Origin of the sequence: Acidocella sp. MX-AZ03, assembly GCF_027626035.1 — a bacterium.
GTDB classification, from domain to species: domain Bacteria; phylum Pseudomonadota; class Alphaproteobacteria; order Acetobacterales; family Acetobacteraceae; genus Acidocella; species Acidocella facilis.
Genome location: NZ_CP110774.1, coordinates 2266033 through 2285984 on the forward strand (window position 1 = coordinate 2266033; position 19952 = coordinate 2285984).

The window sequence follows — 19952 nt, forward strand, 5'->3', positions numbered from 1 at the left end:
AAAAAAGCAGCAAAAACGGGTGGGGTGGCGGCAACGCTGGTGCCATCACCCCAAATCTTCGTGGGGACTTTTTGAAAAAAGTCTCCACCCCTCCGGCGGCTTTCCAACACCGCTTCGCGGTGTCGGAACCTTTGCCGCCTACGCCCGCAAAAACTTTTCCCCCCTCAGGCCTGTGCGTTTCGCAAGATCCGGTCCAGCGTCTGGAATATTCGTGGATCGGCGCATTGCGCGACGTTGAAGCGCAAAAACCCTGACGCCGTCTGCGCCGGGCTGAACACATTGCCGGGTGCGAGCACCACATCATGCGCCAGCGCCTGGCGGGCGAGCTGCGCCGCATCCACCCCTGCCGGCAATTCACACCACAGAAACATCCCCGCTTTCGGCATCATCCAGGGCCGCACGCCAATCGCCTGCAACCGCCCCGCCACCTGCCCCATCGCCGCCGCCAGCCGGGCCCGCAGCGCCTCCACATGCTTGCGCCGCCCGCCATCGCGCAGCACCGCCAGCAGCAGCTCCGCGCTCAACCGGCCGCTGGCGAAATTGGTGGCGATTTTCAGATCGATCAGCCCGTCGATCCAGCCCGGCTTCACCGCGATATAGCCCAGCCGCAGCGAAGCCGAGATGGTCTTGGAAAAACTGCCAATCTGCACCACACGCTCCAGCCCGTCGAAGGCGGCGAGGCGTGGCGAGGGCTCGGCCTCGAAATCCGCGAAAATATCGTCCTCGATGATGATCAGGTCATGCTGCTCGGCCAGCTTCAGCACACGATGCGCGCTGGCCGGGGCCAGTGCTGCGCCGGTCGGGTTATGCACGGCGCAGTTGGTGATGTAGAGGCGCGGTTTTTCCGCCGCCAGCACCTGCGCGAACGCCGCCAGATCCGGCCCCTGCGGCGTGTAGGGCACGCTCACCACCCGCACCCGATGCGCGCGCAGCAACGCCCGGAAATTGAAATAGCAGGGATCATCCACCAGCACCGTGTCGCCCGGCTCCAGCAGAAACCGGCACAGCAGATCCACCGCCTGGGTGCCGGAGTCGGTGAGCAGGATCTGCCCCGGCGCGGCCGGCACACCCTGCCCCACCAGGCGCCGCGCCAGATACTCGCGCAAGGCCGGCAGTCCGAGCGGGCTGCCATAATCCCCAGCACCGCGGCCTCCGCCCGTGCCAGCCCGCGCAACGCCCGGCGCAGACTATCCTCCGGCAGCCAGGAGGGCGGCAGCCAGCCGCAGCCGGCTTGAGCACATCAGCCGGCGTCTCCAGCGTCTGCCGCGAGACCCAGAGCGGATCGACATCGCGGTCCAGATCCGGGCCGGCTTCGGCCAGGTTCAGCGGCGGGGTGCGCCCGGCGACGTAAAACCCCGAACCCCGGCGGGATTCGATCACCCCTTCCGCCACCAGCCGGTCATACGCCTCCACCACCGTGCTTTTGGACACCCCCGCCTGCCCCGCCTGCACCCGGATGGAGGGCAGCCGCATCCCGGCCCCCAGCCCGCGCGACGCGATGCGCCCGCGTATCTCCCCGACAAGCTGCGCCACCAGGCTGGCTTCGGACATAGTGTACTCTCAACATTACCAGTACAGTTTGGTTGAATTGTACCTATCCTTATCTGGCTCCGCCAGAGGCTTTCCGGCCCTATCGGCTTTTTTCGGGCAGGAGCGACGATGAACAAGACGATGGGCGGCTTTGTCTGGGGCGGGCTGGGGATGATCTGTTTCAGCGGCTCGATGCCCGCCACCCGCGCCGCCCTGGCCGGGTTCGACCCGGTATTTCTCACTCTGGCTCGCGCCGTGCTGGCCGGGCTGCTGGCCCTGGCGGCCTTGCTGGCGCTGCGCCAGAGCCGGCCGGCGCGGGTGATCTGCTCTCGCTCGCCATCGTCGCCTTCGGGGTGGTGCTGGGCTTTCCGCTGCTCACCGCCCTGGCGCTGCGCCATATCGATGCCGCGCAATCGCAGATTTTCCTTGGCCTGCTGCCGCTCTCCACGGCTTTGTTCGGGGTGCTGCGCGGCGGTGAGCGCCCGCGCAGCGGCTTCTGGATCTTCGCGCTGCTGGGCAGCGCGTGTGTGGTGCTGGTGGCCTTGCGCCACAAGGCGCAGCTGCCGCCGGCCGGCGTGGGGCTGATGCTGGCCGCCATCCTGGTCTGTGGCCTGGGCTATGCCGAGGGCGCCAAGCTCGCCCGCCGGTTGGGCGGCTGGCAGGTGATCTCCTGGGCGCTGGTGCTGGCCCTGCCCTGGATGCTGGCGCTGGGCTGGCTCAACGCCCCGCCAGCTTCGCTGGCGTGCCCAAGGGCGCCTGGATGGGGCTGGGCTATGTCGCCTTGTTCAGCATGCTGATCGGCTTCATCTTCTGGTATCGCGGGCTGGCTTTGGGGGCATCGCCGCTGTCGGGCAGCTGCAGCTTTTGCAGCCGGCGCTGGGGCTGGCCGTCTCGGCGGTGGTGCTGCATGAGACAGTGCCGCCGACGGTGTTTGCCAGCATGGTCGCCATTGCCGCCTGTGTCGGCGGGGCGCGGCGCTTCATTTAACCCGGCCCGAGATTGCCCCGCCACGGCGCGGGGTTGTACCCTTGGGCATGGCCAGCTCCTCCCTCGCCCGCCCGTCGGCGGACCCGCACGACCTCCTGCACCGGGTCTTCGGCCTGCCCGGCTTTCGCGGCCAGCAGGAAGAGATCGTCCAGCATGTCTGCGCCGGCGGCGATGCGCTGGTGCTGATGCCAACCGGCGGCGGCAAATCCCTCTGCTACCAGCTCCCGGCTCTGTGCCGGGAGGGGGTTGGCATCGTCGTCTCGCCTTTGATCGCACTGATGCGCGACCAGGTGGCGGCGTTGCGCCAGCTCGGCGTGCCGGCGGCGGCGCTGAATTCCAGCCTCATCGCGCCCGAGCGCGCCCAGGTGCGCTCTGATCTTCGCGCCGGCCGGCTGAAGCTGCTCTACGCCGCCCCGGAACGGCTACTGATGCCGGATTTCCTGGAGATGATGGATGGCGCGCGCATCGCCCTCATCGCCATCGACGAGGCGCATTGCGTCAGCCAATGGGGGCATGATTTCCGGCCGGAATATCTGGGCCTCTCGCAGCTGGCCGAGCGCTTCCCCGGCGTGCCGCGCATGGCGCTCACCGCCACCGCCGACCCGCAGACCCGCCAGGACATTGCCCAGAGGCTGGGGCTGGAGGAGGCGCCGCTGTTCCTCTCCAGCTTTGACCGGCCCAATATCCGCTACGCCGTGCTGCGCAAGGAGGCGCCTTTGCGCCAGCTGCAGACCTTCCTGCGCGCGCATGAAGGCGAGAGCGGCATCGTCTATTGCCTCAGCCGCAACAGCGTCGAGCAGACCGCCGCCGCGCTGAACCAGCACGGCATCCGCGCGCTGCCCTACCATGCCGGGATGCCGGCCGAGACCCGCGCCGCCAACCAGGACGAATTCCTGACCACCGAGGAGGGGCTGGTGCTGGTCGCCACCGTGGCGTTCGGCATGGGCATCGACAAGCCGGATGTGCGCTTCGTCGTGCATCTGGACCTGCCCTCCAGCCTGGAGGCCTATTACCAGGAAACCGGCCGCGCCGGGCGCGACGGGCTGCCGGCGGAAACGCTGCTGCTCTATGGCATGCAGGATCTGGTGCTGCGCCGGGGAATGATCGAGCAGAGCAACGCCCCGGCTGAGATCAAGCAGGTGGAGCGGCGCAAGCTGGATTCGCTGCTGGGCGTCTGCGAGACCATCACCTGCCGGCGCCAGGCGATATTGGCGCATTTCGGCGAAACCCTAGCCCAGCCCTGCGGCAATTGCGATAATTGCATCACCCCGCCGAAACCTGGGACGGCACCATCGCCGCGCAGAAAGCCCTCTCCGCCGCCTGGCGCACCCGCCAGCGCTTCGGCGTCGGTCATCTCACCGATATTCTGCTCGGGTGAAGACCGAGAAGGTGGAGCGTTTCGAGCATGACCAGCTGCCGACCTTCGGGGTGGGCAGCGAGTTGGACCGCAAAGGCTGGGGCTCGGTGTTCCGCCAGCTGATCGTGCGCGGGGCGCTGGAGGTGGACCATGAAAATTACGGCGCGCTCTGCCTGACCGAAAGCGGCGAGGCGATCTTGCGCGGCAAGGAAAGCGTGCGGCTGCGCCAGGAAGCCACCAGCGGCACTGCGCGCGGGCTGCTGAAAAAGAAAGCCAACCGGCTGGAGGTGGCGGAGGCAGACCAGGCGCTGTTCGAGGCCCTGCGCGCCGAACGCTCGCGCCTCGCGAAGGCGCAGAACGTGCCGGCCTATGTGATCTTCCACGACGCCACCCTGGCCGCCATCGCCACCGCCCGCCCCGCCAACGCCGCCGCGCTGGCGGAGATACCGGGCATCGGCGCGTCGAAGATCGAGCGCTACGGGGCGGAGATTTTGGAGATTGTGGGGGCGGGGACGTAGCCGCCGAGATTTACCCCGCCCGCCATTGCGCTATAGCCTGCCGCCATCGCTCGAAACCTACGGACTGGTCCGATCTGACATGACAAACACGCTGCGTGGTGCCGATTATATCGCCGAATTCCTGGTCGGGCGGGGGTGAAATCCGTCTTTTTGGTGCCGGGCGGGGGAACATGTTCCTCTCCGATGCAATGGGCCAGGCCGCCGGGCTGGAGGCGGTGCCGATGCATCATGAGCAGGCCTGCGCCATGGCGGCGGAGGCCTATTCGCGGGTCACCGAGCAGGTGGGTGTCGCCCTCGTCACCTCCGGCCCCGGCGCCACCAATGCCATCACCGGCGCGGGCGAGGCCTGGGCGGAATCCTGCCCGCTGCTGATCATCTCCGGCCAGGTCAAGCGCGCCGATCTCAAGGGTGACTCCGGCCTGCGGCAGAAAGGCCCGCAGGAGGTCGATATCGTCGAGATGGTGAAGGGCATGACCAAATATGCCGTCACCGTGATGGACGGGCAGGATCTGCGCTATCATCTGGAAAAAGCCTTGCACCTCGCCACCACCGGCCGCCCCGGCCCGGTCTGGCTGGATGTACCGCTGGATATTCAGGGCGGGCCGGTCGAGCCAGCGGCGATGCGCGGCTTCACCCCCCGGCCCCCGCCCGGCAGCGCCGTTGCGCGCCGCGGCGGCGCGGATGATCGAGCTGATCAACGCGGCCGAGCGGCCGATCTTCTTCATCGGCCATGGCGTGCGCCTGGGTGGCGCCGCGACGTTGCTGAGCGAGATGATCGAAGCCTTCGGCATTCCGGTGCAGACGAGCTGGAACGCGCAGGACATGCTGCCCGCGGATCATCCGCTGAATTTCGGCAAGCCCGGCACGGTGGCGCTGCGCGCGCCGAATTTCGCCATCCAGAATGCCGATCTGCTGATCTGCATCGGCACCCGGCTGGACAATTCCCTCACCGCCTTCAATCCCGGCCGCTTTGGACGGGCCGCGCGCAAGGTGATGGTGGATGTGGACCCGGTGGAGCTGCATAAATATACCCATGAGATCGAGCTGAAAGTGCTCGCGGACGCGAAGGACTTCATCGCCGCCGCGCTCGCCGAAAAAGCCGGCCTGCAACCGCGCGACCGCAGCGCCTGGTTCGCCCGCTACGGCGAATGGAAGCGGCGCTACGCGCTGAATGGCGGCGCCCCCTGGCCGGCTTCGGGCGAGATCAGCCATTTCCATTTGATCAGCGCCTTCGCCAAGGCATTCCCGGAAAACGCGCTGGTGATGACCGGCGGCTCCGGCCTGGCGATCGAGAGCTTCTGGATGACCTTCGAGGCCAAACGCGGCCAGCGCCTATGCACCACCTCCGGCCTCGGCTCCATGGGCTACGGCCTGCCGGCGATGATCGGCGCCTGCGTGGCGCGCGGGCGGGTGCCCACCATCGGGGTGGAGAGCGATGGCAGCTTGATGATGAATTTGCAGGAGCTGGCCACCCTGCGCGGGCTCAACCTGCCGGTGCGGATGTTCATCATCAATAATCGCGGCTACGCCTCCATCCGCAACACCCAGCGCAATTACTTCAATGGCCGCTATGTCGGCACCGGGCCGGAGGCGGGGCTGTTCATGCCGGATTTCGTCGCCCTGGCGCGGGCGATGGGGCTCCCCGCTATGCGCATCGAGGACGCTGCCGATCTGGAGTCCGGCATCGCCCACGCGCTGGCGCAGCCCGGCCCGTTCATCTGCGATATCAGCGTCACGCCGGATGAATCGCTCTGGCCGAAAGCTATCGCGGTGCCGCAGGCGGACGGCACGCTGCTCTCGATGCCGCTGGAGGACATGACGCCGCTGCTGCCACGGGAGGAGCTGCGGGCGCAAATGCTGGTCGGGCTGACCGAAGAATCAGAAAAAATCGTCCTCTGATCCCTCACCCACCGCGCATTGACAGCACGGCGCCGACCCCCCACCCTCCTGGCCAACGGCCGGCCTGAAGGCAGAGCGAATTGAGGGTGCCAAAGACAACATGGGCTTGAAAACATGGGTTTGAAATCATGGGATCGGCAGCGCCGTGAGCGCCAGGCGCGGCTTGATGCGGCGGCACCCCTCGCCCAGGGCAAGATCGTCCCCACGGCACGGGTCAGCGCCCTGCTGCGCGCCCTCATCCGCCCCGGGGACCGGCTCTGCCTGGAGGGCGACAACCAGAAGCAGGCGGATTTCCTGGCCGATGCGCTGGCGGCGCTGGACCCGGCCGAGATCCATGATCTGCACATCGTGCAGTCCGGCGTGGTGCTGCAGGCGCATCTGGATCTGTTCGAGCGCGGCCTCGCCCGCAAGCTGGATTTCTCCTATTCCGGCCCGCAAAGTGCCGCCATCGCCCGCGCTTTGGATGCCGGCAAAATCGAGCTTGGCGCGGTGCACACCTATATCGAGCTGTTCGCCCGCTATTTCATGGATCTCACCCCGAATGTCGCGCTGATCGCGGCGGTGCAGGCGGACCATGAGGGCAATCTCTATACCGGCCCGAATACCGAGGACACGCCGACCATCGTCGAGGCCACCGCCTTCAAATCCGGCATCGTGGTGGCGCAGGTGAACAAGCTCGTCGACAAGCTGCCCCGCGTCGACATCCCCGGCAGCATGGTGGATTTCGTCATCGAGGCGGACCGGCCCTTCTATGTCGAGCCGCTCTTCACCCGCGACCCCGCCGCCATCACCGAGGTGCAGATTTTGATGGCGATGATGGCGCTGAAGGGCATCTACGCGCCCTATGGCGTGCGCCGGCTCAATCACGGCATCGGCTTTCCCACCGCGGCGATCGAGCTGATCCTGCCGACCTATGGCGAGGCGCTGGGGCTGCGCGGCAAAATCGCCACGCATTTCGCCCTCAACCCGCACCCGACGCTGATCCCCGCCATCGAAACCGGCTGGGTGGAGCAGGTACATTGCTTCGGCAGCGAGGTGGGAATGGACCAGTATATGTCCGCCCGGCCGGATATCTTCTTCCTCGGCCAGGATGGCACGCTGCGCTCCAACCGGCTGATGTGCCAGACCGCCGGGCTCTATGCCTGCGACATGTTCATCGGCTCGACCTTGCAGATCGACCTCGCCGGCAACAGCTCCACCTTCACCAATGGCCGCATCGCCGGCTTTGGCGGGGCGCCGAACATGGGCGCGGATGCGCGCGGCCGCCGCCATGCCTCGCCGGCCTGGATGCAGGCCGGACAGGAGGCCGCCGGCGAGGCCGGCAGCCTGGTGCGCGGGCGCAAGCTGGTGGTGCAGATGGTGGAGACCTTCGGCGAAAAGCTGGTGCCGCGCTTCGTCGAGGAGTTGGACAGCGTGCGCATGGCCCGCGACCTCAAGCTCGATCTCGCCCCGGTGATGATCTATGGCGACGATGTCACCCATATCGTCACCGAGGAAGGCATCGCCAACCTGCTGCTCTGCCGCAGCACAGAAGAGCGCGAACAGGCGATCCGCGGTGTCGCCGGCTTCACCCCGATCGGGCGCGGGCGCGACCGGGCGGTGGTGGAGCGCTTGCGCGCCCGCAAGGTGATCCAAAGGCCGGAAGATCTCGGCATCTCGCCGCTGGACGCCACCCGCCAGCTGCTGGCGGCGCGCTCGGTGCAGGATCTGGTCGCCTGCTCCGGCGGGCTGTACCGGCCGCCGGCGAAATTCAGGAATTGGTAGGAGAACCGCGATGGAGCAGTTCCAGATCCGCATCGAGCCAGCCCGCCCCGCGCCGGGTGGGCGCCGTTTGGCCAGCCTTGGCGTCAACGCCTCCGGCAATCTCGAATTGCTGGTCGAGCGCAGCCTGCCGCCCGGCGAGGCGGTGTTTGACATCGCCACCGCCGCCACCGGTTTTCGGGATTTGTGGGAGGCGGTGATCAGTGATCTCTGTGCGCGCCTGCCGGTCGGCGGGCTGCATTTTTCCATCAATGATGGCGGGGCGCGGCCGGATGTGGTCGGGCTGCGGCTGATGCAGGGGGCCGCGCTGATGGAGCAGCCGGCATGAACGCACCCGGTATGAACGCGCAGAGCGATTATTATTACGAGGCCTCCGCCCGCGAGCGCGCGCAAGGTCTGCTCGACCCTGGCAGCTTCACCGAATTCATGGGCCCGCAGTCACGCTGCCTCAGCCCGCATCTGGCGCAATTCAACCTCACCGGCGCCTTCGATGACGGCATCATCATCGGCGCCGGCCTGCTGCAGGGCATGCCGGTCTATGTCGCAGCACAGGAGGGGCGGTTCATGGGCGGCGCCTTTGGCGAGCTGCACGGGGCCAAGCTGGTCGGGCTGCTGCGCGCCGCCGCCGCGCAAAAGATCACCGCCGTGCTGCTGGCGCTGGATACGGGCGGGGTGCGGTTGCAGGAGGCCAATGCCGGCGAGATGGCGATTTCCGAGGTGCTGCGCGCCATCGTCGCGGCGCGCCGCGCCGGGGTGGCGGTGATCGCGCTGGTCGGCGGGCGGGCCGGGGCGTTCGGCGGCGGCGGCATCATCGCCGCCAGCTGCAGCCGCATCATCGTCTCCGGCCATGGCCGCATCAGCGTCAGCGGTCCGGAAGTGATCGAGACCAACAAAGGTGTGGAGGAGTTCGACTCCAAGGATCGCGGGCTGGTCTGGCGGGTCACGGGCGGGCGCTCGCGCGCGCTGCTCGGCGGCGCGGATGCCTATGTCGCGGACCGTATCTCCGCCTTCCGCGATGCCGCCCTGGCGCAGATCCCCAACGCCCCGCCCTTCACACTGGAGAGCCTGCAGGCCGAACAGGCGCGGCTGAGCCAGCGCCTCGCCGCCTATGGCGTCTGCCGGGATGCGACCGAGATCTGGCGCCAGGCCGGGCTCGAGACGCCCGCACCTGTCGCGGATCTCTCTGAGGCGGATTATGCTGGCCTCTCTCGCCTTCCGGAGGCCGACCATGACGCGCGATGAGCTGCTGACCGCCCTGTTTCCCGCCGGCTGCAGCATCCAACCCGGCGGCTTCGGCACGCTGCGCGGCATGGCCGAGTTGCCGGGCACCGGGCGGGTCGAGATCATCGGCATCGAGGCCGGCACGCCGCTGGGCATCGAGGGCGCGCTGATCCTCTCCGGCCATGTGCTGGATCTGGTCGCCGCCGCAAGCCGGGCGCCGCTGCTGGTGCTGGTGGATACCGCCGCCCAGGAGATGGCCCGGCGCGAGGAGCTGCTGGGGCTGAATGAGGCGCTGGCGCATCTCGCCAAATCCCTGGCCCTGGCCGCCGAGACAGGCATGTTCACGCTCGGGCTGCTCTATGGCCGCGCCGCCGCCGGCGCCTTCATCGCCACCGCCCTCTCCACCCAGATGCTGGTGGCGCTGCCGGATGCCTATCCCAGCGTGATGGACCTGCCCTCCATCGCCCGCGTCACCAAGCTCAAGCTGGAGACGCTGGAGGCGCTGGCGCAGACCACGCCGATCTTCGCCCCGGGCTTGAGCCGCTATTCGCCACCGGGCGATCGCCGAGATCTGGCCGCCGGAGGCGCTGGCCGCGCGGCTGGCCGCCACCCTCGCCGCGCCGCCGCCGCGCGCGGATACGCGTGACGCTCTGGGTCAGGCCAGGGGCGGGCGCAAGCGGGCGCATGACATCGCGGCACAGGTGATGGCGCAAGCCGCCGCGCATGGCTGAAGCGCCCGGCTGGCCGCGCCACGCGCTGGTGCGGGTGGCGCCAGCCGCCTGGGCGGCGGCGCTGGACGGGCATGCGCAAGCCGGGCTGGCGCTGCTGCAAGGCTGGGCTGCGCAAGGCTGGCCGGCGATCATCCGCCGCCCGCAACCTTGCGACGCGCCAGGGCTGGTGCCGCTGGGCGTGCCCTTGCCGCCGGCGCAGGGCAAGCAGCGCATCGCCCTGGCCGTGCCGGCCAGCGCCATCCTCACCACCACCCCGCCGCCGCCGCTGGCGCAGGCCGCCATAGCCGCCCCGCCCAGCTGGCAGCCGCGCATCGCGGCCCTGCTGGCGCTTGCCACCCAATACGGCATCGTCCCCGCCTGTTTCGGCGGGCTGGCCTGGCAGCATCTCACCGGCCTCGCCTATCTCAGCCCGTCCTCGGACCTCGACACGCTCTGGCCGCTCAACACCGCCGACATGGCGCCGGGTTTGGCCGCCGATTTGGCGCAGGCGGCGGCGGGGCCCGGCCCGCAGCTGGATGGCGAATTGCTCTTCCCCGGTGGCATGGCCGTGAACTGGCGTGAATTCCACGCCGCCGGCCCGGATGACATGCTGCTGGTGAAAGAGGCGCGGCGCGCCCGGCTGCTGCCGCGCGTCACCTTGATGCAGGCGGCATGAACGCCCCGCGCCCCACCCACGCCCCGGCTTTAGCGCCCGAGGCCATCGGCGCCGCCGCCAGCCGGGCGCTGCTGCGTGAACTGGCCGTCTGGCCCAAGCCGGGCCTGGTCAGCCACCGGGATTCCGGCAGCCATCGGGACATGGACGCCGCGACCTTGCGCGCCAGCGCCCTCACTCTACGCCCCTTCTTCACCGCCCTGGCGGCGGCGGGCCAAGCGGGTGCGGCGATGGACTGGCTGCGCGCCATCGGGCTGCAAGCCGAGGCGGCGATGCTGCGCGCCACCGGCGGCGTCAACACCCATCGCGGCGCGATTTTCGGGCTCGGCCTGCTCGCCGCCGCCGCCGGCAGCGGCGCTGCCCCCGCCACGCTGGGCCGGGTGGTGGCGGCGCGCTGGGGGCGGCCATCGGGCGCGGGCCGGTGCCTTTGTTCAGCCATGGCAGCCAGGCGCTGCGCCGCTACGGCGCCGGCGGCGCCCGGGCGGAGGCGATGGCCGGGTTTCCCTCGGTCTATGAGATCGCCCTGCCGGCCCTGCGCAGCGCCGCCAGCGCCCAGGAGGGTGCGGTGCAGGCCTGCTTCGCCCTCATCGCGCAGGTGAGCGACACCAATCTGCTGCATCGCGGCGGGGCGGACGGGGCCCGCTTCGCCGCCGCCCAGGCCGCGGACTTCCTGGCCACAGGCGGCGTCCATGCCCCTGGCTGGCAGGCTCGCGCCGCCAGCGTGCATGACGCCTTCGTCGCCCGGCATCTCAGCCCCGGCGGCTGCGCCGATCTGCTGGCGATGGCGCTGTTCATCGACGCGCTCGCCCGGCCATGACCCCGCCCGCCTTTCTCTGCGCCGGCCAGGGCGGCCAGCACCCCGCCATGTTCGGCCCGCTGGCGCAGGCACCCGAGGCTGAACCCGTGTTCGCCGCCGCCGCCAGCCTGCTGGGCGAAGACCCGCGCAGCCTGGTGGCGCGGCCCGGGGCGGATCTGTTCTCCGGCCGCGTTGCGCAAATCCTCTGCTGCACCCAGGCCCTCGCCGGCTGGGCCGCGCTCGCCCCGGCGCGCGGCTTACTGGCGGGCTACAGCATCGGCGAGCTGGCCGCCTGGGGCTGCGCCGGGATATTCGATGCCCCAACCACGCTGCGCCTGGCCGCGACGCGCGCCGAACTGATGCGGGACGCCGCCCCGCCCGGCCATGGGCTGGCGGCGATCCTCGGGCTGGACCGGACGCTACTGGACCCGCTGCTGACAGCCCACGGCGCCGTCATCGCCATCGTTAACGCGGCAGATCATGTCGTCGTCGGCGGGGCGGATGAAAGGCTGGCGGCCCTGTGCGAAGCGGCCCTGGCGCGGGGCGCCGGGCGGGCGGTGCGCCTGCCGGTTGCCGTACCCGCCCACACCCCGTTTCTGCAGGACGCCGTTTCCCCCTTCGCGGCCGCCCTGCGCGCCGCCGGGCCGCGCCCGCCCCGGCCAGGGTTGCGCCTGCTGGGCGGGCTGGATGGGCGGCCGGTCTTCGATCTCGACGCGGGTATCGACGCGCTGGCCCGCCAGCTTGCCGCGCCGATCAACTGGGCCGCCTGCCTCGATGGCTGCGCGGCCAGCGGCGCCACCCGCGTGCTGGAGTTCGGCCCCGGCCGCGCGCTCGCCCACATGGCCGCGCCGCTCTTTCCCGGCGGCGCGGCGCGCGCGCTTGAAGAGTTCCGCAGCCTCGCCGGCATCACGGGCTGGCTTGCTGGATAGGCAAAAAAAATGCCGGCTGACGCCGGCATTTTTCGTGATGCGCGCGGTGCTCAGTAATCCGCGTTCATGTCGATCTTGGTGGTATCCGGCGTCATCAGAATGGCGATGATCGCCGCCAGCGCATACACCATCACGATCCCACCGATATAGAGATAGGCGTGATGAATGCCGAGATCCTTCAGGATCTGCCCGGCGATGATCGGCAGCAGGCCGCCGCCATAGACCTGGCTGATCTGATAACCGGCACTCGCCCCGGAGGCGCGATAGCGGGTCGGGAAATTCTCGGTGTAGAAGGTCGGGATCGCGCCATAGCCGAAGCCGAACACGAAGCCGAAGCCGATGATTTCCGCGATCGCCGCCAGATAGATGTTCTGGGTGTTGATCAGATAGAAATACGGAATGATGAAGACCAGGAACACCACGGCGGAAATCAACAGCACGGTGCGGCGGTTGATCTTATCCGCGAGCAACGAGCCGATGACCATGAACACCAGCATGAAGGCGGCGGCGATCAGCCCGATCACTTCCGCCTGCGTCGCGGTGAAGCCGACAGCTTTCATGTAGCTGGTGCCGAACACGAAGGAGAGGAAGAAGGCGCCGGAGAACATCGCATTCACGAAGGAGGTGCGGATGATGCGCAGCGGCATCTCGCGCCAGACCCGCGCGGCCGGGAAGTCCAGCACATGGCTCTTGTCGCGCAGCTTGTCGAACAGATAGCTGTCCTCGGTGCGCGAGCGGATCAGGATGCCGACGATGGCGACCAGGAAGCCGATGAAGAAGAAGATGCGCCAGCCCCAGGCGATGAAATCCGCAGGGCTCATCAGCGATTTCACGAACAGCACCGAGGTGAAGCCGAGAATCAGCCCGATCGGAATCGCAAACCCGACCCAGGCGCCCCAGAAGGCGCGGTGCTTGGTGTTGGCGGCCTGCTCGACCACCCAGGTGGAGGCGGTGCCAAACTCGGCGCCGAAGCTGATGCCCTGGCAGAGACGGAAAATCACCAGCAGCACCGGTGCGACCACGCCAATGGAGGCGTAGGTCGGCGTCAGCCCGATGGCGAGGGTGGAAATACCCATCAGCACCAGCGCCCAGACCAGCGCATCCTTGCGCCCATATTTATCGGCGATATTGCCGAAGATGAAGGCGCCAAGCGGGCGGATGATGATGCCCAGACCATAGACGCCGATCGCGGCGGCCACCGCGGCCAGCCCCGGCAGCTTGAAGAACAAACCGCCCCAGATGGTGGCGGCGGTGATGCCGGTGACCAGAAAGTCATATTGTTCGATGACCGATCCGATCAAGCTGGCAACAGCAACCTTGCGGATCTGCTCGGCACTCGGCACGACGAGGCTTTCGCTCATACTCCCCCTTATTACGAAAAATATATCTTGGGAAAAGCGATAACCCCAAATAAAGCCGCGCGCCAGAGATTTACCCGGCGCGCGCGCATGACAATTTGGGCAAGTTTGCACCGCAGCACAGCCGAATGGCCCCGCTACGCTGGCTCAACCAGCTTCGCGCTGCTCCCGGGCATTGCGCAGCAGGGCGGCGAAACGGTAGAGCCCGTGCACGAATTTGCTGTAGGGCATGGTCACGAAAAACCCCAGCACCAGGCCGAGATGCACGCACAGCGTTACCCCCTGGGCGCTGGTGCCGCGCAGGGCCAGCAACAAAAGCCCGGTCGCGGCAATCAGCAACAGCAGCAGCAACAGCCCGGCGTCCGCCCCCAGCAACTCACGCGCCTGCGGTTCCTGGTCCGCCTGCAATTTCACCCAGAGCAGCCCGGCACAACCGAAGATGATGCCGATGCCACCAGCCAGCCCCAGCAGCACCGGCAGGCTCAGCAACGGGTAGGGTGCGGGCCAGCCGAGGATCAGATCCTCAAAGGCGCCGACGCTGGTGGCGGCAAAGCAGAGCAGAAACCCGTAGGCCATCAGATGATGCAGATGCCGGCGTGTGGTGGAAAAGCTGCCATCCTTGTCATTGCAGCCATGGCCGTTGCCGCCGAAATAGCGCAGGCTGGCGGCATCCTTGCAGGCCTGGCGCAGATCCTTCACGCTCCAGCCACGCGTGCCGCTGGCCTTCCAGTAGGAGGCCAGCCCCATGCCCATCGCCAGCACCGCGAACAGCCCGGCGGCCAGCGCCGTCAGCGTCATCACCGCTTTCGGGATGATCAGGTAGAATCCAGCCCCCGGCGTCACTGGCAGAACACCGAAGATCGTCCCCGGCGATTGCAGCAGGAAAGTCAGCAGCAGCACCAGCGCGATGCCGCCCGCCATCGCCAGCGACGTCACCAGCCCGTTGCGGGCGAAGGCCCGGCCCAGCGGCGCCGGCCAGGCATGTTCGGCATAGCTCTCCTGGCGCAGCAGCGCGAAGCTGCGGGCGACATTGATGCCGAATTCATGCGGCGGCGCATATTGGCAGGCATAGTAACAGCCTTTGCAGCCATGGCAGAGATTGGCGAGGTAGGAGAGATCACCCGCGGCGAAATCGCGATGCAGCTCCATCGCCGGAAACACCGCGCAGAACCCTTCGCAATAGCGGCAGGCATTGCACACTTCCATGGCGCGGCGGCTATCGGCCATCGCCGGGCTCTCGATCATTTCAACGCTGGACATTGCGCGCCGCCTCCTTGCCCGCGATGCGGCCAAACACCGTGCCGATCGCCATGCCGAACCCCGCCAGATAGCCTTTGCCGAGAATGCTGCCGGCCATGATTTCCCCCGAAGCGTAGAGATTTTCCATCACACCGCCATCCTGCATGATCACTTCCGCGCGCTCATTCACCTTCACGCCGAGATAGGTGAAGGTGATCCCCGGCCGCAGCGGATAGCCGATGAAAGGCGCTTGCAAAATCGGCCGCGCCCAGTTGGTCTTTGGCGGTTCCAGCCCTTGCGTATGCACGCCGTCGAGCCTGGAGCTGTCGAAATCGCCGGGCACGCAGGCGGCATTGTAGGCGGCCACGGTCGCTTCCAAAGCCGCGGGCTCCAGGCCCAGCTTTTCCGCCAGCGCGGCGATGCTGTCCGCCTTGATCGCCGGAAATACCGACGGCATGAAGAGTTTTTCCGCCTGGCTGTCGATGATGCTGTAGGCGACCTGGTCCGGCTGCTGCGCCACCAGCCGCCCCCAGATCGCGTAGCGCTTCGGCCAGACATCCTCGCCCTCATTATAGAAACGCTGGCCATGCTTGTTGACGACGATGGAAAACGGCACGCAATCCAAACGGGTGGCGATGCCGCCATCGAATTTCGGCGCCCGGCCATCGATGGCCACGGCATGGCATTGCGTCGGATCACCGACCGAGGCGATGCCCTGGTCCAGCAGATGACGCAGCACCCGCCCCTGCGCGTAGGGCGTGCCGCGGATCAGGAAATTCTCCGCCTGTGGCCCCCAGGCCTGTTTCAGCCACTCGATATTCGCCTGAAAGCCGCCGGACGCGGCGATCACGACCTTGCCCGCCACCTCCAGCGGAAACCCCTTGCAGACGACCTTCAGCCGCCGCACCCGGCGGCCCTCAAGGGCCACTTCGGTGACCTGGGTGTCGTAGAGCACCTCCACCCCCAGCGCCTCGGCGGTGGCATAATAGGCGTTCAGCAACGCCTTGCCGCCGCCCAGGAAGAACGCGTTGGTGCGCGAGAGGTTCAGCGTGCCGGTCAGCGAGGGCTGAAATTTCACCCCGCAGCGCGCCATGAAGGGCAGCGCCTCCTGGGTGGCGCGGATGGTCAGCCGCGCCAGCGCCTCATCGGTCTGGCCCCCGGTCACCCGCAGCAGATCGTCCCAGTACTCATCTTCCAGATAGGACTCGGTCAGCACCGAGGTGGGGGCGGCATGCATGGCGCGGATATTTCGCGTGTGGCGGGAATTGCCGCCGCGCATCGCCTTTGGCGCGTGTTCCAGCACCAGCACGCTGGCCCCGGCCAGCCGCGCCTCCAGGGCGGCGGTGAGGGCCGCGTTGCCGCCGCCAATCACCACAATGTCGTAACGCAGGGCTTTCTGATCCATCCCGGCCTCGCCTTTGTATGCAGTTGCATACAATTATCGGCGATAGCCTTGTCCTGTCAATCCGCCGGCTCATCGCGCCGCCGCGCATCAGGCCCGCCCCCGCCGCACGCCCGCCTGGGGTGGGCAGGCCGGCGCACAGCCCCGGCAGCCTCAAAATGCCCGCAAGTCAGCCGGTGAAGCGCTGCTGCAAAAGCTGGATGCGGGTCTTGAAGGCATTGCGGATATGCTCCCGCGCCGCCGCCTCCGCTCCCTCCGGATCCCGCGCGGCAATGCGCGCGACGATGGCGGCATGGTCCTCCACCGACGACGCCCCCCGCCCCGGCGCGCCCAGCGTGGTGCCCGGCAGCAACGCCAGCGACAGGCGCAGATTTTCCAGCGCCTGGGCCAGATACTGGTTGCGCCCGGCATCGCGCAGCTGCTGGTGGAAGGCCCGGTTGGTACGCGCCAGCATGACGGCATCCTCGATGCGGGCACGGTCCGCCGCCACCATCTCCTCCAGCACGCTGATCTCGATGGCCGAGGCATGCTGCGCCGCCAGCCGCGCCGCGGTGCCTTCCAGCACCTCCCGCAGCGCGTACAGCTCGGCGATCTGGTTATAATCCAGCGAGGTGACGGCCATGCCCTGATGCGGCTCATGGGTGATCAGCCCCTGCTGCTCCAGCCGCTTCAGCGCCTCGCGGATCGGCGTACGGCTGAGCGCGAAACGCTGCGCCAGCTCGGTCTCGCGCAGCCGGGTGCCGGCCGGCAGGGCGCCGTTCTCGATGCCTTCCAGCAGCAGCTCATAGGCATCGCGGCCGCTGGAGCGGCTGGGTTTGCGGGCGATATTGTCTTTCTGCGCGGCCATGGAAACGCCTCTGCTGTGCGCCCCGCTTATGCCGCCGGGGCGCGCCGGTTTCAAATCCGGCGCTGGCGGATCTCGATGGTGATGTGCGAGAGCCCCTCAAACCCCTCCAGCCGGGCGCGGTAGAAATCCTCATCCCGGCCTTTGGCGCTGGCAACCGACAGGATCGCCCCCAGATGCCCCGGCCCCAGCCGCCAGAGATGCAGGTCCAGCACCTCGTCTCCGGCGCGGTTGACGATGCCGCGAATGGCGCGCTCCATCTTCTGGTCCGGGATCATGTCGAGCAGAATGGCGCCGGTATCGCGCAGCAGCCCGTAGGACCAGCTAAGGATCACCACCGCCCCCAGCACGCCGACCAGCGGGTCCATCCACACCCAGCCAAAGGCGCGTGCCAGCAGCAGCCCGATGATCACCGCCAGCGAGACGGCGGCATCCGCCGCCACATGCACCAGGGCGGCGCGCATGTTATTGTCCCGCCCGGCATGGTGGTGATGATCATGGTCATGGTCATGATCGTGGCCGTGACCGTGGCTATGGCCGTGATGGTGATGATGCCCGCCGGAGAGCAGCCAGGCGCTGGCGATATTCACGACCAGCCCCAGCCCCGCGATCGGCAGCGCCTGCGCGAAATCGATCGGCACCGGAGAAAAAAACCGGCCCACCGCCTCGTAGAAGATCAACAGCGCGATCATCGCCAGGATGATGGCGCTGGTGAAGCCGGCAAGATCGCCCAGCTTGCCGGTACCAAAGGAAAAGCGCGGATCGCGCGCATGGCGCCTGGCATAGCGATAGGCCAAAGCCGCCAGCAGCAGCGCCCCGGCATGGGTGCTCATATGCAGCCCATCCGCCACCAATGCCAGCGAGCCGAACAGCCAGCCGCCGACAATCTCCAGCAGCATCATCGCGCCGCACAGCGCGATCACCCACCAGGTGCGGCGCTCGCTATTGGCATGGTCCGCACCCAGAAACACATGCTCATGCGCCAGGCTGTTGCTCTCGCTCATTTCAGATAAGTCCTCACGATTTCCAGAAGCTGCGCCGCCGCGTCGCGGTCCAGCGCGCCAGGATGGGCGGCCTCATCGACCAGATGGTTCTGCACATGGTCCTCGACCACCACCGCCATCAGCCCGGCGGTGGCGCCGCGCATCGCGGCGATCAGATGCATCACCGTCTCGCACCCCGCCTCGCTCTCCAGCGCCCGCTCGATCGCCTCGACCTGGCCGCGGATGCGCCGCACCCGCGCCAGCAGGCGCTGCTTGTCTTTCACCGCATGCGTCATCCCGGCGCCATAGCATACCCCCCTACCCTATTCAACGCCCCGGGTGGCGGGCGGCCTCACCGCCCCCCTGCCCCCGCGCCGGGATACAAGCCGCCGGCCAAACCCGCTGCCGCCAGCGCGTTGACGGGCAGCGGCGCGCACGATAACGCACCCGCAAGGTCCGCGAACGGGCCGTTGACGCCAGAGGCAAAAGAAAAAAGATGCAGAGTTTGCAACCAGGCGACATCGCCTGGGTTTTGATGTGCACGGTGCTGGTCCTGCTGATGACGGTGCCGGGGTTGGCGCTGTTCTATGCCGGCATGGTCCGCAAGAAGAACGTGCTGGCCACCATGATGCAATCCTTCATGCTGTGCGCGCTGGTGAGCGTGCTCTGGATGCTGGCGGGCTACTCCCTCGCCTTCGGCCCGGCAATGGCTGGATCGGCGATGGCTCGCGCCTGTTGCTGGCGGGCCTCGCCAATGGCTGGGACAAGCCCTTCACCATCGCCGCCGGCACCCCCTTCGCGGTGCAGACCGGCATTCCTGAGAGCGTCTTCCTGATGTTCCAGATGAGCTTTGCCATCATCACCCCGGCGGTGGTCACCGGCGCCTGCGCCGACCGGATGAAATTTTCCGCCCTGCTGGTGTTTTTCACCTTCTGGTCGCTACTGGTCTATGCGCCGCTGGCGCATTGGGTGTGGTCGCCGAATGGCTGGCTGGCGCGGCTTGGCCTGGCGGATTTCGCCGGCGGCACGGTGGTGGAAATCAATTGCGGCGTCACCGGGCTGGTCTGCGCGCTGATGCTCGGCAAGCGGCTGGGCTATGGCCAGGAGAACATGGCGCCGTGGAATCTCAGCTATGCGGTCATCGGCGCCTCGCTGCTCTGGGTCGGCTGGATGGGCTTCAATTCCGGCGGCGCGATGGGGGCCAACCCGCGCGCCGGCATGGCCGTGCTGGCCACCCAGATGGCCGCCGCCGGCGCCACACTGGCCTGGGCCGGGGTGGAATGGGTGCTACGCGGCAAGCCCTCTGTGCTGGGGGCAATCTCCGGGGCGGTGGCCGGGCTGGTCGCGATCACCCCGGCCAGCGGCTATGTGCTGCCCGGCCCGGCCTTGCTGATCGGCCTCGTTGCCGGGGCGGTATGTTTCTGGACAGCGACCGAGCTGAAGCATAAATTCGATTACGATGACAGCCTGGATGCGTTCGGCGTGCACGGCATTGCCGGCATCATCGGCACGCTCGCCACCGGCTGGTTCGCCTTCGGCCCGCTCTCCAACAATGCGGCCATTGGCGGGCTGCATCTGCTGGGCGTGCAGGCGCTGGGCGTTGGCGTGGCCATTCTGTACTGCGCCGCGGTCAGCTGGGTGCTGCTGAAACTCACGGATCTGCTGGTCGGGCTGCGTGTCAGCCGCGAGGAAGAGCGCGAAGGGCTGGATGTGGTTCTGCATGGCGAGCAGATCTTCTGACGCAA

The 19952-nt window shown here is 67.9% G+C and carries 17 protein-coding genes and 5 pseudogenes; 14 read left to right on the forward strand and 8 right to left on the reverse strand.

Translation table 11 applies throughout. From position 1 onward, the window contains the following. Positions 1 to 164: 164 nt before the first annotated feature. Together GT370_RS12585 and GT370_RS20890 are read right to left on the reverse strand one after the other, a co-directional pair. Entirely contained in the window at positions 165 to 1106 is a 942-nt protein-coding gene (locus GT370_RS12585; RefSeq protein WP_333489939.1) for an aminotransferase-like domain-containing protein, read from the reverse strand. Between the two features lie 298 nt (positions 1107 to 1404). Continuing rightward, positions 1405 to 1551: pseudogene (locus GT370_RS20890) on the reverse strand (PLP-dependent aminotransferase family protein); the annotation flags it as partial. 32 nt (positions 1552 to 1583) lie between these two features. On the opposite strand from GT370_RS20890, the gene GT370_RS12590 reads away from it, so the two are divergent. The 13 genes and pseudogenes from GT370_RS12590 to GT370_RS12645 all read left to right on the forward strand — a co-directional run bounded on the left by GT370_RS12590 (position 1584) and on the right by GT370_RS12645 (position 12381). Continuing rightward, a complete protein-coding gene (locus tag GT370_RS12590; RefSeq protein WP_333489940.1) occupies positions 1584 to 2327 on the forward strand; it encodes a DMT family transporter in 744 nt (247 codons plus the stop codon). 67 nt (positions 2328 to 2394) lie between these two features. Continuing rightward, positions 2395 to 2517 (forward strand): hypothetical protein, encoded by a 123-nt coding sequence (locus tag GT370_RS20895; protein ID WP_333489941.1) that lies wholly within the window; start codon positions 2395 to 2397, stop codon positions 2515 to 2517. A 47-nt stretch (positions 2518 to 2564) separates the two neighbouring features. Next, positions 2565 to 4392, forward strand: a pseudogene (gene recQ / locus GT370_RS12595) (DNA helicase RecQ). Between the two features lie 188 nt (positions 4393 to 4580). Continuing rightward, positions 4581 to 4793 (forward strand): annotated as a pseudogene (locus GT370_RS20900) (thiamine pyrophosphate-binding protein); the annotation flags it as partial. A gap of 280 nt (positions 4794 to 5073) precedes the next feature. Further along, positions 5074 to 6291, forward strand: coding sequence for a thiamine pyrophosphate-binding protein (locus GT370_RS12605; protein ID WP_270183150.1), 1218 nt, complete (start codon positions 5074 to 5076; stop codon positions 6289 to 6291). A gap of 114 nt (positions 6292 to 6405) precedes the next feature. Beyond that, on the forward strand, positions 6406 to 8055 hold the full coding sequence (mdcA, locus tag GT370_RS12610; RefSeq protein WP_039885176.1) for a malonate decarboxylase subunit alpha: 1650 nt from the start codon (positions 6406 to 6408) through the stop codon (positions 8053 to 8055). Positions 8056 to 8065: 10 nt separating this feature from the next. Continuing rightward, a complete protein-coding gene (locus GT370_RS12615; protein WP_008494273.1) occupies positions 8066 to 8380 on the forward strand; it encodes a malonate decarboxylase subunit delta in 315 nt (104 codons plus the stop codon). Further along, a complete protein-coding gene (locus tag GT370_RS12620; protein ID WP_051060315.1) occupies positions 8377 to 9294 on the forward strand; it encodes a biotin-independent malonate decarboxylase subunit beta in 918 nt (305 codons plus the stop codon). Before GT370_RS12615 ends, GT370_RS12620 begins: the two co-directional genes overlap by 4 nt. Beyond that, complete coding sequence (locus GT370_RS12625) at positions 9281 to 9919, forward strand: biotin-independent malonate decarboxylase subunit gamma (RefSeq protein ID WP_270183151.1); 639 nt, start codon at positions 9281 to 9283, stop codon at positions 9917 to 9919. Before GT370_RS12620 ends, GT370_RS12625 begins: the two co-directional genes overlap by 14 nt. A 77-nt stretch (positions 9920 to 9996) precedes the next feature. Next, a complete protein-coding gene (gene mdcG, locus GT370_RS12630; protein ID WP_270183152.1) occupies positions 9997 to 10659 on the forward strand; it encodes a malonate decarboxylase holo-[acyl-carrier-protein] synthase in 663 nt (220 codons plus the stop codon). Next, positions 10656 to 10982, forward strand: a pseudogene (locus GT370_RS12635) (triphosphoribosyl-dephospho-CoA synthase); the annotation flags it as partial. The gene mdcG and the pseudogene GT370_RS12635, both read left to right, overlap by 4 nt. Before the next feature lie 95 nt (positions 10983 to 11077). Continuing rightward, positions 11078 to 11473 carry a triphosphoribosyl-dephospho-CoA synthase gene (locus tag GT370_RS12640; protein ID WP_270183153.1) on the forward strand — a complete coding sequence of 132 codons (396 nt, stop codon included), beginning with the start codon at positions 11078 to 11080 and terminating at the stop codon, positions 11471 to 11473. Continuing rightward, positions 11470 to 12381, forward strand: a complete 912-nt coding sequence (locus GT370_RS12645) for an acyltransferase domain-containing protein (RefSeq protein ID WP_270183154.1) — start codon at positions 11470 to 11472, stop codon at positions 12379 to 12381. The genes GT370_RS12640 and GT370_RS12645 overlap by 4 nt, the downstream gene beginning before the upstream one ends. A 50-nt stretch (positions 12382 to 12431) precedes the next feature. Here the strand turns inward: GT370_RS12645 and GT370_RS12650 are convergent, their stop codons facing one another. From GT370_RS12650 to GT370_RS12675, 6 genes are all read right to left on the reverse strand, one after another. Then, positions 12432 to 13742: an MFS transporter gene (locus tag GT370_RS12650; RefSeq protein WP_008494267.1), complete on the reverse strand. Its 1311-nt coding sequence runs from the start codon at positions 13740 to 13742 to the stop codon at positions 12432 to 12434. A 144-nt stretch (positions 13743 to 13886) separates the two neighbouring features. Next, positions 13887 to 14999, reverse strand: coding sequence for a tricarballylate utilization 4Fe-4S protein TcuB (tcuB, locus tag GT370_RS12655; protein ID WP_008494266.1), 1113 nt, complete (start codon positions 14997 to 14999; stop codon positions 13887 to 13889). Next, positions 14986 to 16383 (reverse strand): FAD-dependent tricarballylate dehydrogenase TcuA, encoded by a 1398-nt coding sequence (gene tcuA / locus GT370_RS12660; RefSeq protein WP_008494265.1) that lies wholly within the window; start codon positions 16381 to 16383, stop codon positions 14986 to 14988. Before tcuA ends, tcuB begins: the two co-directional genes overlap by 14 nt. A gap of 166 nt (positions 16384 to 16549) precedes the next feature. Continuing rightward, a complete protein-coding gene (locus GT370_RS12665; RefSeq protein ID WP_008494264.1) occupies positions 16550 to 17227 on the reverse strand; it encodes a GntR family transcriptional regulator in 678 nt (225 codons plus the stop codon). A gap of 50 nt (positions 17228 to 17277) precedes the next feature. Further along, entirely contained in the window at positions 17278 to 18228 is a 951-nt protein-coding gene (gene dmeF / locus GT370_RS12670) for a CDF family Co(II)/Ni(II) efflux transporter DmeF (protein ID WP_008494262.1), read from the reverse strand. Beyond that, the gene (locus GT370_RS12675) at positions 18225 to 18503 is read right to left on the reverse strand and encodes a metal/formaldehyde-sensitive transcriptional repressor (RefSeq protein ID WP_008494260.1); all 279 of its coding nucleotides are present in this window, start codon (positions 18501 to 18503) and stop codon (positions 18225 to 18227) included. The genes dmeF and GT370_RS12675 overlap by 4 nt, the downstream gene beginning before the upstream one ends. A 200-nt stretch (positions 18504 to 18703) precedes the next feature. Here GT370_RS12675 and GT370_RS12680 point away from each other — a divergent pair. Next, positions 18704 to 19947: pseudogene (locus GT370_RS12680) on the forward strand (ammonium transporter). Positions 19948 to 19952 lie beyond the last annotated feature (5 nt).